General features: G+C 29.0%; 17 protein-coding genes and 1 tRNA gene. 1 reads left to right on the top strand and 17 read right to left on the bottom strand.

The genetic code is table 11. From position 1 onward, the window contains the following. Positions 1 to 30 precede the first annotated feature (30 nt). The 7 genes from ACI48Q_RS05820 to ACI48Q_RS05790 all read right to left on the bottom strand — a co-directional run bounded on the left by ACI48Q_RS05820 (position 31) and on the right by ACI48Q_RS05790 (position 8,789). Positions 31 to 1,806 (bottom strand): ComEC/Rec2 family competence protein, encoded by a 1,776-nt coding sequence (locus ACI48Q_RS05820; RefSeq protein ID WP_474918100.1) that lies wholly within the window; start codon positions 1,804 to 1,806, stop codon positions 31 to 33. 178 nt (positions 1,807 to 1,984) lie between these two features. Continuing rightward, positions 1,985 to 3,217, bottom strand: a complete 1,233-nt coding sequence (locus ACI48Q_RS05815) for an O-antigen ligase family protein (protein ID WP_474918099.1) — start codon at positions 3,215 to 3,217, stop codon at positions 1,985 to 1,987. 210 nt (positions 3,218 to 3,427) lie between these two features. Beyond that, a tRNA-Sec gene (locus ACI48Q_RS05810) sits at positions 3,428 to 3,524 on the bottom strand. A gap of 87 nt (positions 3,525 to 3,611) precedes the next feature. Continuing rightward, a complete protein-coding gene (selB, locus tag ACI48Q_RS05805) occupies positions 3,612 to 5,519 on the bottom strand; it encodes a selenocysteine-specific translation elongation factor (RefSeq protein WP_474918098.1) in 1,908 nt (635 codons plus the stop codon). 37 nt (positions 5,520 to 5,556) lie between these two features. Continuing rightward, entirely contained in the window at positions 5,557 to 6,939 is a 1,383-nt protein-coding gene (gene selA, locus ACI48Q_RS05800; RefSeq protein ID WP_474918097.1) for an L-seryl-tRNA(Sec) selenium transferase, read from the bottom strand. Positions 6,940 to 6,985: 46 nt separating this feature from the next. Beyond that, positions 6,986 to 8,014, bottom strand: a complete 1,029-nt coding sequence (gene selD, locus ACI48Q_RS05795; protein WP_474918096.1) for a selenide, water dikinase SelD — start codon at positions 8,012 to 8,014, stop codon at positions 6,986 to 6,988. 112 nt (positions 8,015 to 8,126) lie between these two features. Next, a complete protein-coding gene (locus tag ACI48Q_RS05790) occupies positions 8,127 to 8,789 on the bottom strand; it encodes a helix-hairpin-helix domain-containing protein (RefSeq protein ID WP_474918095.1) in 663 nt (220 codons plus the stop codon). Positions 8,790 to 8,899: 110 nt separating this feature from the next. Between ACI48Q_RS05790 and ACI48Q_RS05785 the strand changes: the two genes are divergently transcribed. Then, entirely contained in the window at positions 8,900 to 10,171 is a 1,272-nt protein-coding gene (locus ACI48Q_RS05785) for a serine hydrolase (protein WP_474918094.1), read from the top strand. 42 nt (positions 10,172 to 10,213) lie between these two features. Here the strand turns inward: ACI48Q_RS05785 and ACI48Q_RS05780 are convergent, their stop codons facing one another. The 10 genes from ACI48Q_RS05780 to ACI48Q_RS05735 all read right to left on the bottom strand — a co-directional run bounded on the left by ACI48Q_RS05780 (position 10,214) and on the right by ACI48Q_RS05735 (position 17,292). Continuing rightward, positions 10,214 to 11,107: an RluA family pseudouridine synthase gene (locus ACI48Q_RS05780; RefSeq protein WP_474918093.1), complete on the bottom strand. Its 894-nt coding sequence runs from the start codon at positions 11,105 to 11,107 to the stop codon at positions 10,214 to 10,216. A gap of 63 nt (positions 11,108 to 11,170) precedes the next feature. Continuing rightward, positions 11,171 to 11,554, bottom strand: coding sequence for a RidA family protein (locus tag ACI48Q_RS05775; RefSeq protein ID WP_474918092.1), 384 nt, complete (start codon positions 11,552 to 11,554; stop codon positions 11,171 to 11,173). A 61-nt stretch (positions 11,555 to 11,615) separates the two neighbouring features. Continuing rightward, on the bottom strand, positions 11,616 to 12,197 hold the full coding sequence (gene yqeK, locus ACI48Q_RS05770) for a bis(5'-nucleosyl)-tetraphosphatase (symmetrical) YqeK (protein ID WP_474918091.1): 582 nt from the start codon (positions 12,195 to 12,197) through the stop codon (positions 11,616 to 11,618). A gap of 3 nt (positions 12,198 to 12,200) precedes the next feature. Further along, a complete protein-coding gene (gene nadD, locus ACI48Q_RS05765) occupies positions 12,201 to 12,809 on the bottom strand; it encodes a nicotinate-nucleotide adenylyltransferase (protein ID WP_474918090.1) in 609 nt (202 codons plus the stop codon). A 140-nt stretch (positions 12,810 to 12,949) separates the two neighbouring features. Continuing rightward, positions 12,950 to 13,243 carry a ribosome assembly RNA-binding protein YhbY gene (yhbY, locus tag ACI48Q_RS05760; RefSeq protein ID WP_474918089.1) on the bottom strand — a complete coding sequence of 98 codons (294 nt, stop codon included), beginning with the start codon at positions 13,241 to 13,243 and terminating at the stop codon, positions 12,950 to 12,952. A 9-nt stretch (positions 13,244 to 13,252) separates the two neighbouring features. Next, entirely contained in the window at positions 13,253 to 14,530 is a 1,278-nt protein-coding gene (obgE, locus tag ACI48Q_RS05755; protein WP_474918088.1) for a GTPase ObgE, read from the bottom strand. Positions 14,531 to 14,729: 199 nt separating this feature from the next. Continuing rightward, entirely contained in the window at positions 14,730 to 15,032 is a 303-nt protein-coding gene (gene rpmA / locus ACI48Q_RS05750; protein ID WP_474918087.1) for a 50S ribosomal protein L27, read from the bottom strand. Between the two features lie 4 nt (positions 15,033 to 15,036). Then, positions 15,037 to 15,369 carry a ribosomal-processing cysteine protease Prp gene (locus ACI48Q_RS05745; RefSeq protein WP_474918086.1) on the bottom strand — a complete coding sequence of 111 codons (333 nt, stop codon included), beginning with the start codon at positions 15,367 to 15,369 and terminating at the stop codon, positions 15,037 to 15,039. Between the two features lie 2 nt (positions 15,370 to 15,371). Then, entirely contained in the window at positions 15,372 to 15,683 is a 312-nt protein-coding gene (gene rplU / locus ACI48Q_RS05740; protein WP_474918085.1) for a 50S ribosomal protein L21, read from the bottom strand. Between the two features lie 148 nt (positions 15,684 to 15,831). Beyond that, positions 15,832 to 17,292 carry an Rne/Rng family ribonuclease gene (locus ACI48Q_RS05735; RefSeq protein WP_474918084.1) on the bottom strand — a complete coding sequence of 487 codons (1,461 nt, stop codon included), beginning with the start codon at positions 17,290 to 17,292 and terminating at the stop codon, positions 15,832 to 15,834. Positions 17,293 to 17,344: the final 52 nt, after the last annotated feature.

The following is a 17,344-nucleotide window of genomic DNA, read 5'->3' as shown; positions in this document are numbered from 1 at the left end:
CAATAAAATAATCAGTTAGTATTCTGGCACCTAATGTATATAATTATGCCACAAATTACCATTGATTACGTTATAACTTTCATAATAGCGTCCCTTCTTATGTAAATCTTTATTTTTTATAACCTCTATTATATCACAGCTCTTATCATAATCGGTATATCTAATGCAACATTGTGAGTCTTCATTATTATCATAAATCTCTTTAATATGCAAATATGTAGTCTGTTCCGAACTTGTAACTTTCAATAATAAATCATCTTTTTCTTTTATAAAATTTAAACTTAAGCTTTCATTTAAACTAATTATTATATTGTTTTCAAACTCATCATATATTCTATATAGATTTAAATTTTCATAAATGTTTTTTAATTTCACTTTTTTAGATGCTACTAATATATTCTGATTTTTATATCTAACCTCTATTATGTCATAAGTTCCTCCGTTAATAAAATTTAATTTTGGAAAATAGTTATATCCTTGAAATATTACTAAAAGGCTGAATACTATTGGTATGTATTTTAAACTGCTATATCCTCTTTTTATTAACAGATAGCTCAAATAAAGAAACATTATAATAATTCCATCTAAATATGTAAATGCCATAGGCGTTGGTATTATTTTAACTAAAGCCCCTTCCATATTATTAATAATAAAAAATATAGCAGAACACATATTGGATAGGATATCATATATTATAGAAATTTTAGAAAATAGAAGCATTAAATTCCCTATAATCACTATAAATGTATAAAATGGCATAAGCAATAAATTACTTATTATTCCTCCTAATGAAAAAGTTTTAAACTTCATTATTATATACGGAACAGTAAATATTGACGCACTTAATGTCATACTTATAGACTCATTGATAAAGCTAGGTAGTTTATATAACCATCTTTTAAGCTTTTCATATAAAACAAAGATTCCGCCCATACCAAGAAAACTTAATAAACATCCAGAATCCACCACATTGTATGGCTTTAATATAATTAATATAAATGCTGAAAAATATAATGCTGAAAATTTGTCATAATTCTTATTTATCCTCTTACCTATAATTATAAGGACTATCATTATAAACGCTCTAACTGTAGCAGCTTCTGCTCCTGTAAAGACCACATATATAAATAATATTAAAATAGATATTTTATATCCTAATACTACAGTTATGACACTATAAATTAATGCTACATGAAATCCAGAAACACTTATAACATGTGATATGCCTAAATGATTAAAATATTCCATCTTATCATACTCCATATATCTAGTATCTCCATAACAAATAGCCATAAGTACTCCTGAGTTATCCTTTCCTAAGGTCTTAACTATTTTTTTATATATATTATCCTTTATTTTATATCCTTTATATATTAAATCGGCTTTTAAAGGCACTTCCTCTTTAACATTAAATATTCCAATAACTCCCCTTGATATATCAGGTACTTTATTAAAATCTCCTTTAAATAAATAATTTCTTCCTACCTCTATATTTTCTGCACCTTTAACCTTTATTATCTTTCCATTATAAGCTGCATAGCTATATATTTGTCTATCTTCCAATATTCTACACTTCATATTTTCCTTAGGAATTAATAAATTAAAATATCCATAGCTATTTATATAAAATACACTTATTATAACTATGGATAATATAACTTCTTTATATTCATGAGCTTTTGTTATAAGAAATAAATATAATAATATAAATAAACTAGTAGTAACTACTCCCATAGTGCTGTAAATAAAATAACTTAGTGTTCCTACTAATGTAGATGCAAAAAGGTTAAAAATAGGCCTATTCAAATAAAATCACCTCATTGAAATAATCTCCACATATGCAATAACCTATACTATATTTTCTTTCTAACTATATTCTATTTTTTCAATTAGATTATAATTTAATCCAATTACTATATATAAAAATAAAATGATCAGTGTAATAATTAAATCTAGTTATTACATTGATCATTCAAGTGTGATTTTATTTATTTATAATATCCATATTCATTTCCATAGTATCTATTTTATATTTATTAGCAACTTTTTCTTTTTCTCCTTCTACAAGAGCTATAATCATAGATGAACATGCTATAAATAGCGTTCCAGACTGTGGTGCTATCATCGTAAAATCAATAACCCCATGAGTAATTATTAATACTTGAATTGCAAACATTAATGAAAATAAATTATTCTTTTCTTTATATAGGTAAAATAGATTTTTAAATAAATATATTTTCATAGTTAAATAAATTAAAAGTCCTACAATTCCAGAAGTAGTTAAAAAAGATAACCAAATATTATGTGCATGATATACTTTTCCTTCGTAATTTATAAATCTTTTTCCTTGCTCTAAGGTTCCCATAAATCCCCATCCTGTAATTGGTTTCTCTTTTATCATTTTCCCACAACCAATCCATATTTCTTCTCTTGTACTTACAGACCTATCTATATCATGGCTTGCCACATTCTCGGTTACCTGTGGCTTTACAGCTTGTGCTCCCGTAGGTACAAAAGATATTTGCGACGGTATTACAGCTATTAAAACTACTAAAAGAAATATTGACGCAAAGAATTTATTATTATTTTTATTAGATTTAAATAAAAATAATATTACTAAACCTACTAGCAATGCTACATATGCTCCTCTTGATCCCGTTAAAAATAATTCACATACAAACAGTATAGTAGATAATTTATAAAGTCTTCTACTTTTTTTACTAGATGTTATATTTGCTAAATACATTGCTATAAGAATCATAATGGCAAACCAATTCCCAGTTACATTTGGATTTCCAAAGGTGCTGTAAACTCTATGATTTTCCATATCATAAGCAATGCCTAAAATCTTTCTCCAAATTTCTATGTCATAAAATGTAAATACTATTTTTTCAACTATTCCTAATACTGCTGCAAAACATGAAAATTTAATTAAATATCTGCATATCTTCTCGATTAAATTTTCATTATTACATACACTTTGTATATAAATACTCATAGAAAAGTATAATAAGAACACTAATGCTACCATTGTAGATGCAAAACTCTTATTTAAAATTCCTACTAACATTGACCATACAAATAAAGTAATTAATCCTATATTCCATAGATTTTTGTATATAGGAATGTCTCCACTTAAGACCTTATATGTTGAATATACAGACGGAATCAATGCTGTATAAGGAGAAAGTACTATTAACAATACTGAAATTATCATATCTTATCACCATTATTATGTTATTTCAAAATAACATATACTTCATTAAATTTAAAGTTAAACATCGACCTAACTTAATAATAATAACATAAATTATACAGTTAATAAATATACTATAATTTATATTAAATTTATGTTAAGCTATTTACATAAAAAATGTTTGACTCCACTAAACATTATTAGTATAGCCAAACTCCTTAATTATTAATATGGCGGGAGTATGTGAGAATCGAACTCACCCGTCGTGGTCTTAGCACGGCAACTCAGTTTTGAAGACTGGCAGGCACACCAGCACCTATCTACTCCCATGTTTTAAGCACAATATGTATTATAATACCCAATAAATAAAAAATCAAGTATTATTTATTCTAATACTTGATTTGTTCATTCTTAATTAATATAGTATTCTATCATTTTCAACTCTCTTAGTAAGCTTAATATTATCGAAATTTTCTAGGATAGCTACAGCATATTTTCTGTTTGTATTCAGAACTTCTCTAGCTGAAGATGCTGTAATGCTTCCATTAGATATAATGTATTCTGTAACAATAGTTTTAGCATTGTCATAATGTTCCTTTAATAGAGTACACTCTTCATTAATCTTTATAAGTATTCCTTCATCTAACAATAGTTCATAAACCATCTTAAACACAGGCATATCCTTTTCTTTTTTACTTAAATCTATATACTTTGGCGGATTATATACTAAATTCATATACTCATTAATTATTGTTTCCTTTATTCTCTCTTGTTCTTTGTTAAGAGTTACTTCAAAATCATAAAGACTAATAAATCGTTCACTTACCTTCAAAGTTTTTTTATCAACTAAAATATCCAGGATTTCATCATAGTTCTTTTGTTTTAACTTCTTACCAAAAATTTTATTTTTCACTTCTTCCTTAGACATTCCAAACTTTAGTGGATTTTTTATATGAAACTCTTCTAAGAGTTTTTTTACTTCATTACTTTTTGTATTAAAAAAATCACTATGTATAAATACAGGTTCATCAGATTTTTCTAACTTTATTATAGTTCCTTTTTCAACTAACTTTTCCAATTCACTCTGTATATTGTCCATATTTTTCCCTAACGCTTTTAATATACTTGGTGCATTTCCATAGCTTTCACTTAGATTCTTAACTGTATTCTCTAAAATATTTGTTATTTTTCCACTTTCCTTTAAGTTTAATTCTTTTATATATTCTACATCAAATTTCTTAGCTTTTTTAGCTACCGGTTCTATTATTATACCTCCAGCAATAGTATACATTGGAGAATAGTTTCTGATTACATATCTATCATTTCTCTGACTGGTAATAGGTCTCTCAAGTCTTAATTGTACATAAGACATCTCTCCTGGTTTTATTTCCTCTTTATCTAAAATTATGACTCTACCTAAAAATTCTTCACTTCCATGGTAAAGTCTTATTCTCTGTCTATTTATAATAGGTTTTTCAGCATTTTTTAAATGATATAACTTACAATCTATTAAAGAGCTTGGTTCCATTATTCCCTCTTTTGCTACTATGTTTCCTCTGTCTACCTCTGATAATTTTACATTAGCTAAGTTAATGGCACATCTTTGACCAGCTTCTCCAATTTCACAGGCTATATCATGTATTCTTATGCCCCTCACCTTAGTCTTAACTCTTGAAGGATATATTTCTACCATATCTCCTACTGATACTCTTCCACTAATTATTGTTCCAGTAACAACAGTTCCAAATCCACTAATAGTGAAAGTCCTATCTACAGGCAATCTAAAGTGTCCTTCTGTATCTTTTGGCTCTACTTCTTCAGTAATAGTATCTATATCTTTTATTAATTTATCAAATCCCATTTTTGTTTTGGATGAAACAGCATGTATTGGTGCATTCTCAAGAAAAGTTCCTTTAAATTCCCTTTTTACATCTTCTCTTATCATATCTAACCATTCGCCATCCACTAAGTCAGCCTTAGTTAGCACTATAATACCTTTTTTTATATTTAACAGCTGTAATATTTCAAAATGTTCTCTTGTCTGAGGCATAATTCCCTCATCTGCAGCTATAACTAAAAGTACTATATCTATGCTACTTATACCGGCTAACATATTCTTTATAAATTTTTCATGACCTGGTACATCGATAATACCCGCTCTACGTCCTGATGGTAAATCAAAGTAAGTAAACCCTAAATTAATAGATATACCTCTTTTTTGCTCTTCCTTTAAAGTGTCTGTCTCCCTTCCTGTAAGTGCTTTAATTAGTGTAGTTTTACCATGGTCTATATGACCTGCAGTACCTATTATTACATGTTTCATAAGCTAAAATACATCCTTTCAAACTAATGTATAATATTTATTTTAGTTTTAAAAAACACTGCACTATTTCATCAAAATCCTTCTTAAATAGTGTTCTTCCGTCTAAAACTAACTCATTATTATATACTCTAGCTATTAATGAAGTTTCTCCATTTCTTAATTCTATCTCCATTTCTTGTGGTGATAAACTATTGCTTTTTATTTTTATTACATATGTTTCTATCTTTTCCATTGGCATAGAACCACCACCTACCATAGAATAACCTCTATCTATGGTAAACTCCAAATTTTTAATTTTACTTTGAAGCTTCTTCTTTAAAGTTATTACCTTCTTTTTTACTTCTTCCACAGGCATCAAAATCATATTTATTGTAGGTACATTTTCTATGGCATCTTTTTCATCTAAATAACATTTTAAAGTACCTTCTAGTGCAGCTAAAGTCATCTTGTCTACTCTTAAAGCTCTAGTTATTTGGTTCTTTTTCATTAAATCTATATATTCCTTTTTGCCAACAATAATTCCAGACTGCGGTCCTCCTAGCATTTTATCTCCACTAAAAGTAACCACATCTACGCCTTTTTTTAAGCTTTGCTGTACTGTAGGTTCATATATAAAATCATATTTAGAAAAATCTATCAAGACTCCACTCCCTATATCCTCTATTACTGGTATGTTCTTTTCCCTACCTAGTTTAACTAGCTCCTCTAATTCTACTGTCTCTGTATATCCGAATACTCTAAAATTTGATGTGTGCACTTTTAAAAATACTCCCGTATTTTCTGATATATTATTTTCATAATCATATAGATGAGTCCTATTTGTAGTCCCAACCTCTATAAGTTTTGCTCCACTAAATTTCATAACTTCAGGTATTCTAAAAGATCCACCAATCTCTACTAATTCCCCTCTAGATACTATTGCTTCTTTATTTTTACAAAGAGTATCCAATACTAACATTATAGCAGCTGCATTATTGTTAACTACCATAGCAGCCTCTGCCCCTGTGACAGTTTTAATAAGCTCTTCTATATGAGAATATCTTGACCCTCTTTTTCCCGTGCTTATATTATATTCTAGATTGTTATAGTTTGAAGCTACCATTAGTACATTGTCTATGGCCTTCTTAGGAAGGATTGATCTTCCCAAATTAGTATGTATTATAGTGCCAGTAGCATTTATAACTCTTCTTAATTTCATTTCAGAATTTTTTTTAATAATTCCTAAAGCAAAACCTAAAATTTCGCTTTTTTCAAATTCATTTATTTCACCTTGTATTATTCCTTCTCTATAAAAATCTATAGTTTCTCTTAAACTATCTACTACCAATGCCCTTGGATTATTTTCTATAGATTTTTCTATAACACCCTCTTTTAATAATTCATCTATCTTTGGTAAATTTCTAAGTAGCCCCTTATTCATATATACTCTCCCATATTTATTATATTAATAATTAAACCCCTCTTAATTATTGAACTATTATGCATTTATCTAATTTTTCTACTACTTCACCAATAATTGCTGATGCGAGTTCCAATTTATCTAATTTCTCCATTAAATCTAGCCCTTCAGCTTTTGGAATAGAAATTAGTAGTCCTCCTGAAGTTTGTGGGTCAAATAATACATCTTGCAACCACTCTGGTGTATCCTTGATTTCATATTTACCTTCAAGGTAAGTTTTATTATTATATGCTCCTGCTGGTACTAAACCCATTTCAGCGAATTCTTTTACTCCCGATATCACCGGAATGTTATCTTTATATAATTTGAAAGTAACGTTTGATGCACTAGCCATTTCATATCCATGTCCCATTATTCCAAATCCTGTAACGTCTGTACATGCATTAACAGGATAATTTACAACTATTTCTCCCGCATATTTATTTAATGTAGTCATAACTTTAATAGCTTCATTATAAATTTCTTTTGAAGCTAATTCCCCTTTAATAGCAGTATTAATTATACCTGTTCCAAGAGGCTTGGTTAATATAAGTATATCTCCAGCTTTTGCTCCATAATTCCTTAATATTTTTTCTGGATGAACTATTCCCATAACTGATAATCCATATTTAGGTTCATCATCCTCAACACTATGTCCACCAATAACTACAGCTCCAGCTTCTAACACTTTATCTGCCCCGCCTTTTAATATCTCTCCTAAAACATCTATATTTAAACAGTTAGGAAAGCAAACAATATTCAAAGCTACTGTAGGTTTTCCTCCCATAGCGTATACATCGCTTAAAGAATTAGCAGCAGCTATAGCTCCAAAGGTATAGGGATCATCTACTACTGGAGTAAAGAAATCCAAGGTTTGAATAGCTGCAATTTCATCTGTAAGTTTATATACCGCAGCATCATCTGATGTCTCTATTCCAACTATTAGATTATCATTATTCATCTTTGGTAATTTATCTAAAATCTTTGAAAGGGTCTCCGGCCCAATCTTAGCTGCTCAGCCAGAGGTCTTTGAAAGTTCTGTAAGTCTCTTATTCATAGCTCTACCTCCTTCGGCGTCTGAAAAAAATAACACATTATAGATTCTATTATTAATTAGCTATTTTTTTCAAGATGCCTTATACAATTCTCTAATAATTTTATACTAATAGTTATTTTATGTCTACCTTATCTCTTAATTTCTCCACTGTCTTACTACCAATACCATCAATATTGCTAAGTTCATCTACAGTTTTAAATCCACCATTTTTTTCCCTATAATCTATTATACTTTTAGCCTTTACATCTCCAATACCAGGTAATGTATTTAATTGCTCCATGGTTGCTTTATTTATATTTATTTTACCACTATTATTACTATTATCATTACCATTCTGATTACTCTCTAGGTGTTCATTTAATTCAGCTTCTAATATTTCACCTTTTCTATATATTTTTATACACTGTTCATCTTGTAAAATTTTCGAAAAATATATCCTATCGTTATCAGCATCCTCTGTTAATCCTCCTGCAATATCTATTAAGTCCCTGACTCTTGATCCTTGTGGCAACTGATACTCCTTAGGATTCTTTATAGCGCCTTTTATATCAACTACAATAGTGGTTTTTTCTGACTCTTCAATTACATTGTTTTTATCATCTATTTTACTTTTAATTTCTTTATTATCAAGTTCAAATACACTTTCCTCTATATCTTGATTTATGCTATTATAAAATCCATCTCTCTCTTTATTAATAAAATATCCTGCAATGAGAAAAATTACACTTAATATTAATATGCAACCAGTTGCTATTATTTTTTCTTTATTCTTCATCATACACCTCCTAATATAAATTAATTATTGACATCTTCTACATTTTTTATCGAACAATTATATTTTTTTTGTTATAATCTAAATGTGTATATATTTTTAAGGAGGATATTATGAAGAAAATATTATTTTGTTTTATGTTAGCTCTAACTATAATTTTTAATTCTTATAGTAGTGCTATGGCATCGACTCCTGCTCCACCTGTAAGCGGGGAAGGTGTAGTTATTATGGATGCTACTACGGGTTCCGTAATATATGGTAAAAATGAAAATACACCTTATCCACCTGCATCTCCTACTAAGTTGATGACTGTATTGTTAACTTTAGAAAATTGTTCTTTAGATGAGATTGTAAAGGTAGGAGAAATACCACCTACCATAGATGGTTCAAAAATTTATGTTGATGTAAATGAAGAAATGACTGTTAGAGATATGCTCTATGCAGTGATAATGGTGTCTGCTAACGATTGTGCACAGGCTTTAGCAGAACATATAGCTGGATCTAAGGAAGAGTTTTCTAAAATGATGAATGAAAAAGCTAAGGAATTAGGATGTAAAAATACAACTTTTAAAAATCCTCATGGTTTATACGAATCAGGGCATGTAACCTCAGCTTATGATTTAGCTTTAATTGAAAAAGCTCTACTTGAACATGATGATTATATAAAAATTTCTAAGACCAAAACTTTGCTTTTAGAACCTACCAATATATATAAAGAAAAAAGACCACTATGGAATGACAACAGATTACTTCATGATTATGAACCCAATTATTATCCTTATGTTATAGCTGGAAAAACTGGTTATACAGATGAATGTAGACATTCTTTTGTAGCTTCTGCTGAAAAAGACGGAGATGCTTTTATAGTTGTTATATTAAGAGATGATAATAAAACTTATTTTTCAGATACTCCTAAACTTTTTGAATGGGCTTTTAGTAATTATAAAACAGAAAAAGCTTACTCTAAAGGAGAGGAACTTTCTACATATACAACATCTAATGGAACTAAAATACCTCTTAAGTCTAATGAAGATGTTTTCTATACGAAGGATGTATCCTCTGAAAATAAACCTACCTTTTCCTTTGATAAAGAAGCTTTAAAAAATAAATTCTTTATTAAGGAACAGCCTGTGACTGTAGGAAATTTAAGTTATGAAAATCAAAATTATACCTTTAATCTTTTGAGTGATACCAACTACGAAAAAATAGAATTACCTATTGTAGGAGATTGGTTAACTACTGAAAGTAATACTATAAATTATAAATTACTTTGTATTTTTGCTGTAGTTGGTACATTATTTTTATTAATTATAGTTATCTTCTTACTTCGCTTTATAAATAAAAGGAAAAGGAAGAATAGATACATGTTTAGAAAAAAAGGTTAATAAAAATAGTTCATTAATTGCTCTGCAATTAATGAACTATTTTTATTTCTTAATACATTCAATCAGTTTTTTAATATCCTCTGGTATATTACTACACACTTCTATAATTGTTCCTGTTTTAGGATGTGGCAATTCTAATTTATAAGCATGGAGTGCCTGCCTAGATATAACTTCATCACTCTCTATACCGTATAATGTATCTCCATAAATAGGATGGCCTAAATGACTTAAATGTACTCTTATTTGATGGGTTCTTCCTGTTTCAAGTTTAAGTTCTACTATGCTTCCTTCTTCAAATGAATCTATGGTTTTATAATGAGTAACGCTTCTTTGTCCCTCATCCATTACTTTTCTTTTTATATCATCCTCACTCATTCTCCCGATAGGTAAATCTATAGTACCTTCCTGAGGGTCCAGCTTTCCATGAATAACTGCTAAATAAATTTTATTTATTTTATTCTCATCCGAAGCTTTTGCTAAAGTCATATGTGCATACTGATTTTTAGCTATCATTACAAGTCCTGAAGTATTCATATCTAATCTACTAACTAATCTAACTATAGAACTATCTCTATTCTCTCTAAAATGATACATTATTCCATTTGCTAAGGTTCCTGCGGGATGACTCTTACTTGGATGTACAACCATATAAGGAGGTTTATTAACGATTAGTAGATCTTCGTCTTCATATACAACCTCTATATTTAAATTTTCTGGTTCTATATTCTGACTTTCTTCTTTATTAATTATCAATTCTAATACATCATCCTCTTTTAATGTATATCTAAGCTTTATAACCTTTCCATTAACTTTAATTCTTTTATCCATGGCGGCATTCTTTATTAATCTACTAGAGAGATTTAAAGTATATTTCATATAAAATCTTATATTTACACCATTTCCTTCTTTACCAATGTTATATACTATAGTGTTCATATTTCACCTCTCCATTATAATAAGCCTCCAACCATTTGGAGGCTTAAATATTATTATCTCTACTTAGTCTACTATAGCTATTACTTCTATTTCTACTAGTGCATCTTTTGGCAATTTACCAGCTTGAACACAAGATCTTGCTGGTGGATTATTCTCGAAATATTTTGCATAAATTTCATTCATAGCAGCGAAGTCATTCATATCTTTTAAAAACACTAAGGTTTTAACTACTTTATCTAAAGATGTCCCTGCTTCTTCTAATATAGCTTTAACATTATCTAATGATTGAGCTGTTGCTTTTTGTATGTCATCATTAATAAATTCTCCAGTCTCAGCATTAATTGCTAATTGTCCTGAAGTGTATAGTAAATTACCTACCTTAACAGCTTGAGAATATGGGCCTAAAGCTTTTGGCGCTTTAGCTGTACTAATTATTTTTTTCTCCATTTTTAACTCCTCCTAAAATTACTTAATTATATTAAATTTAATATATAACTTATGAAATTTGTTATTTCCACTCATTACTACTATTTATCAATAAATAATTTCTTGCATTTATTGTATTAGCATGAAGCACATTTCCCCTTTGTACAACAAAATTTATTGTATCATCAAAAGATTTTAGGAGAGACTTATCTAAATCTAAATAAGCTAACTTTCGTAAATCATTTACCCCTTTAAAACTTCTAGAAGGTTCTATTACATCAGCTATATACACTATTTTTTCAAACACAGACATCTTTTCTCTTCCAGTAGTATGGTATTTTATTGCATCTAATATTTCTTTATCATTTATGCGAAATAGTTCCTTTGCTATGTAGGCCCCTACTATTCCATGAAGGAGTTGAGGAGACTTATAGTAAACATAATCTATACGCTCCCCACTTAACCTTGCCTTATTTATTAAATCTCCAAAGGAAAAGTTTTTAGCACAATCATGGCAAAGCCCTGCAATCCTAGCTTTATATTCATCTACTCCATAATGTTTTGCTAAATCCTCACTAGTCTTCATAACTCCTAAGCTATGAATATATCTCTCTTCACTAAGATGAATTTTTATATATTCATTTATTTTATCTTCCTTCCACATACGCTACACCTTATTTCTATATAAATTATATTTATTAATTATCTTTTCAGCTGAAGGAGGAATAAGATAGTTTATAACCTTCCCTTGAGAAATCTTATATTTTATTTCTGTGGACGAAATCTCTAATATTGATATTGGCAATATAATAATTCTTTTCCCATATTCTTCTTCTATTTCACATTTCATTTTTGTAACTTCTTCATTAGTATATCCACTTCTATTAAAAACTACTAATGTACAGCATTCAAGTATTCTCTTAACATTCTTCCAACTTTTAAGTCCCATAAGACTATCTAATCCGACTAAAAAATACCATTCCGTTGTAGGTTCTAGATTTTTGAAATGCTCAATTGTATTATATGTATAACTTATTTCTTTTTTTGTTATTTCATAGTCGCTAATAGAAAAACTAGGTTCATTGCTTATAGCTTCCTTAACCATCTCATACCTAATTTCACTATTTGTAATCCTTTTATTAGATTTATGTGGAGGATTACCATTAGGTATGAATATAATTTCATCTAATATCAAACTATATAGTGCTTCGTAAGCTATATGCAAATGACCTATGTGAATAGGGTCAAAGGTTCCTCCAAAGATAGCTTTTTTCATGCTATCACCTCTTTAAGTTTTGTTTATACAGGGCAATTTTATCAAATCTCTAAGTAACAAATCAACATATTTCACTTATGTTAAATAAAAGCCTAATTTTAAGGAAATTTAGAAGAATTATATGGCTAAATCTCCAATAATTACTTAGGTAACTCTATTTTAGGCTTTTTAGAAGATTTTCGATATATCGTAAACTTACTTCCAATAGCCTGAACTCCTTCACATCCTAGTTCTTCACATACCATATCTGAAGCTTCTCTTGATGTAATACCACTATTGTTTAAAGTTTTTATTTTTATAAGTTCTCTAGCTTCTAGCGCTTGATCCACCTGTTTTAAAAAGTTTTCCTCTATTCCGCCCTTTCCAACTTGAAATATTGGTTCTAAATTATGTGCTAAAGCTCTTAAATAGCTTCTTTGTCTTGTTGTTATCATAACTTCCTCCTATAATAAATACTCAAATTCAAAATCATTTAATCTAACAATATCTCCGTCTTGTATACCTATTTCTTTTAACTCTTCCATAATACCTTTATTTCTAAGAACTTTATGAAAATATCTTAAGGAATCTGGATCATTAATATTTACACTATTTAATAATCTATCTACAAAGGTTCCTGAAACTTCAAAAATTCCTTCTTCTACTTCATTTATTTCATAAGTAAATCTTTTTTCTTCTGGTATATATCTTTCATCATCAGTAATCTCTAGTTCCTGTACTGGTATAGTACTTAAAAGTTCTGCAGCAGCTTTCATTAAATCATCTACACCTTCATTAGTTGCAGCTGAAATTTTAAATACTTTATTATATCCCATTTTACTAAGTTCATTTTTAAAATTTTCATAAACTTCTTCATCAAAAAGCATATCTGACTTGTTTGCAGCTATAATTTGAGGTCTATCCCATAATTTCACACTATATTTTTTTAACTCTTCATTGATTCTCTTAAAATCCTCAATAGGATCTCTTCCCTCAACTCCAGATATATCCACTACATGTATTAAAATTCTTGTTCTTTCAATATGTCTTAAGAAGTCTAATCCTAATCCCACACCTTCAGCTGCACCTTCAATAATTCCTGGAATATCAGCTATTACAAAGTTTTGTATTCCCTTTAAGGATACCACTCCTAAATTAGGTTTTAAAGTAGTAAAATGATAATTTGCTATTTTAGGTCTAGCTTTTGAAACCATGGATAATAGGGTGGATTTTCCTACATTGGGGAATCCTAATAATCCTACATCTGCTAAAAGCTTAAGTTCTAACTTAATCCATCTTTCTTCTCCAGGCATACCAGGTTCTGCAAAACTAGGCGCCTGTCTTGTTGGTGTGCAAAATTTAGCATTTCCCTTTCCACCTTTTCCGCCTCTACAAACTACATAAGTATCTCCACCATGTGATAAATCGCACATAATTTTATCACTCTCTACATCTCTTATTATTGTTCCAGTTGGGACTTTTATTATAAGTTCATCTCCATCTTTACCATAGCATTTAGAACCTTCACCTTTTCCTCCATTAGACGCTATAAACTTCTTGTTATAAGAGAAATCTAATAAAGTAGTCATGTTAGTATCTGCTACTAATACTACGCTTCCACCATTTCCTCCATCTCCACCGTCTGGTCCTCCTAGTGGCACATATTTTTCTCTTCTAAAGGATACGGAACCATTTCCTCCGTCTCCAGACCTAATATAAATTTTGGCTGTATCTATAAACATAATTAACTTCACCTTCCTTAAATTCAAATGCATGTTAATAATTTCAATATATAATTTAAAATTTTAGTTATCTCTTATTATTTACTAAAATCCGCATTTTACATCTATTATATTTTTTTATTTCCTTCATGTAAAGGATGTTTTTTTATGTCATAGATATCTATGACATAAAAAAGCACCCTTTTGGGTGCTTTATATATTATTCAGCTATTGCAACTTCTACATCGATTGGATAAACACTAGCTTTTTTCTTATCTTTACCCATTCTTTCGAATCTTACAACTCCATCAACTTTAGCGAATAGAGTATCATCTCCACCTATTCCAACATTGTTACCTGGGTGGATTTTTGTTCCTCTTTGTCTTACAAGTATGTTTCCTGCAAGAACAAATTGTCCATCTGCACGCTTAACTCCAAGTCTTTTAGATTCACTATCTCTACCGTTTTTTGAGCTACCTACTCCTTTTTTGTGAGCAAATAACTGAAGGTTCATAATAAGCATTGTACTACACCTCCTCTACTTCTACTTTTATATAATCACCGTAACTAAATTCAACACTTTGTAAGCCTACAAGCATAGTCTTAATTAAGACTTGGCACTCTTCAACCTCTTCACTGTTCTTATCATCTAATGTTAAATTCATATAGCCATCTTCTATTTTATAAGCTGCATCAATTTGCAAAACTTCTAAAATTCCCATAAGAGTAGTTTGAGATATTACAGAAATAGAATTACAAATTAAATCTACTTCACTCTCTGCTTCTACAGGCATGGCATGACCTTCTATTAAAAAACCTGTGAATACACCTTGTTTTCTAAAAAATTTAACCTTAGTCATGATTAAGCTTCTATCTTCTCTATCACGATTTTAGTGAATGGTTGTCTGTGTCCTTGCTTCTTTCTGTAGTCTTTTTTTGGTTTATATTTGAAAACTATAACCTTTTTAGCTTTTCCTTGAGCTACAACTTTAGCTACAACTTTAGCACCTTCAACTACAGGCTTTCCAATTACTAAACCTTCTTCTTTTCCAACTGCTAAAACTTTATCAAATTCTATAGTTGAATCAACATCAGCTTCAAGTTTTTCAACGAATAACACGTCTCCCTCTTGAACTCTGTATTGCTTTCCTCCAGTAAGTAAAACTGCGTACATTAAATACACCTCCTCAATCCAGTCTCGCCATCTCAGGTACAACATATATGTTGATTTAGAAACCCTTTGTGTGCGGTCTACAAATGACATTTTAACACAGGAAAATACATTTGTAAAGAAACTTCTTATTTTTTATTTAAATTCCACACTACATTAAAGAAACATCTTCACATTTAAAAATATTAGATCTAACTAAACTTTCAAGTTGACTATGAAATATGATAGGCTCAACCTTAAACCCTTCTAAATTCTCAATGAAGGTAACATATACATTACAATTTAAAGCCCCTATACTAGAAATAAACTCTATTATATTATCCTTAATCTCTTTTTCATAGCTAGAGCTTAATTCTAAATGTATATTGTTAACCTGTTGTTCTATTTTAATTTTATTTATTTTTCCTTTAATTATATTCCCTATGTAACTTAGTCTTAACTTATTTTCTTTTCCTTTACAACAACTACAGCTCTCCAAAATATAGTCACATATAGATTTACCATATCTTTTTCTATTTATTTGTACTAAGTCTAAATCTGTAAAAGGATATATAATTGGATTATTCTTATCATCCCAAAATCCTTTTTTTAAAGTTTTTAAAATTTCTTCTTTACATTTATTATCTATCATATCTATGAAATCTATAATAATTATACCACCTAAATTTCGAAGTCTAACTTGATGAATTATTTCTCTTGCCGCCTCCATATTGGTATTAAATATTGTTTCCTTCATACTATTGCTCTTGACATTCTGTGCTGTATTTACATCTATAACCTGCATAGCCTCTGTTTTCTCTATAATTATATTGCCACCACTAGGTAGACTAATTTTATTATGCCTAAGACAAATTAATTCTCTCTCTATCTCATAATAATCAAACAACTCTAAATTACCCTTATATAACTCTAACTCAACGTTATTTAGCTCTTTATTACTACATAGTTTATCACAGTATTCAAAATCATCTCTATGATTTACAATAATCTTAACTTTACTCTCATAGCAATAATTTCTTAAAGTTCTACTAATTATTCCTCTATCACTATATACTAGACCTGGTTTTAAGCTAAATAAAAATTTACTATATATCTCTTCATAGAGCTTTTCTAATTCATTTATTTCACTATTGATCATATCTATAGATACTTCTTCTGCTTTAGTCCTGACCACAATACCTAAATCTTTGCAGGTTTTAATACTACTATGAAGTTTATCTCTTAATTCCACGTTTTTTATTTTTCTTGATACTTCTATATTTTTATGTTCATTAGTCAATACCACATATGTACCAGGTATACTTATGTTAGAGCTAACCTTAGGTCCTTTTTTATCTACTTCCTCTTTTACTATTTCTACTAAAACTTCTTCACCTTTTTTAATGGTTCTTAAAGAATTTTTTTCTAATGGCATATAACAATTTTTATTATAACCTATATCAATAAATGCACATTTTATGGATGGCACAATATTTCTTACTATACCCTTATAAATCTCTCCTACCTTTGGATTATTATTTTCTTCTTCTATTAAACATTCTTTTAGAATATTTTCTTGCTTAATGGCAACTCTTATAAGCTTCTCTTGTCTTTCAATAAATATATTCTTCATTATAAAATCACTCCTAAGTTTAGGCGTTATAAATAAAATACTAAATCAACTA

This window comes from Clostridium sp. LXY-7 (assembly GCF_056172015.1).
The sequence above is the reverse complement of the archived record's forward strand: the minus strand, read 5'-3'. Positions and strand labels throughout refer to the sequence as shown.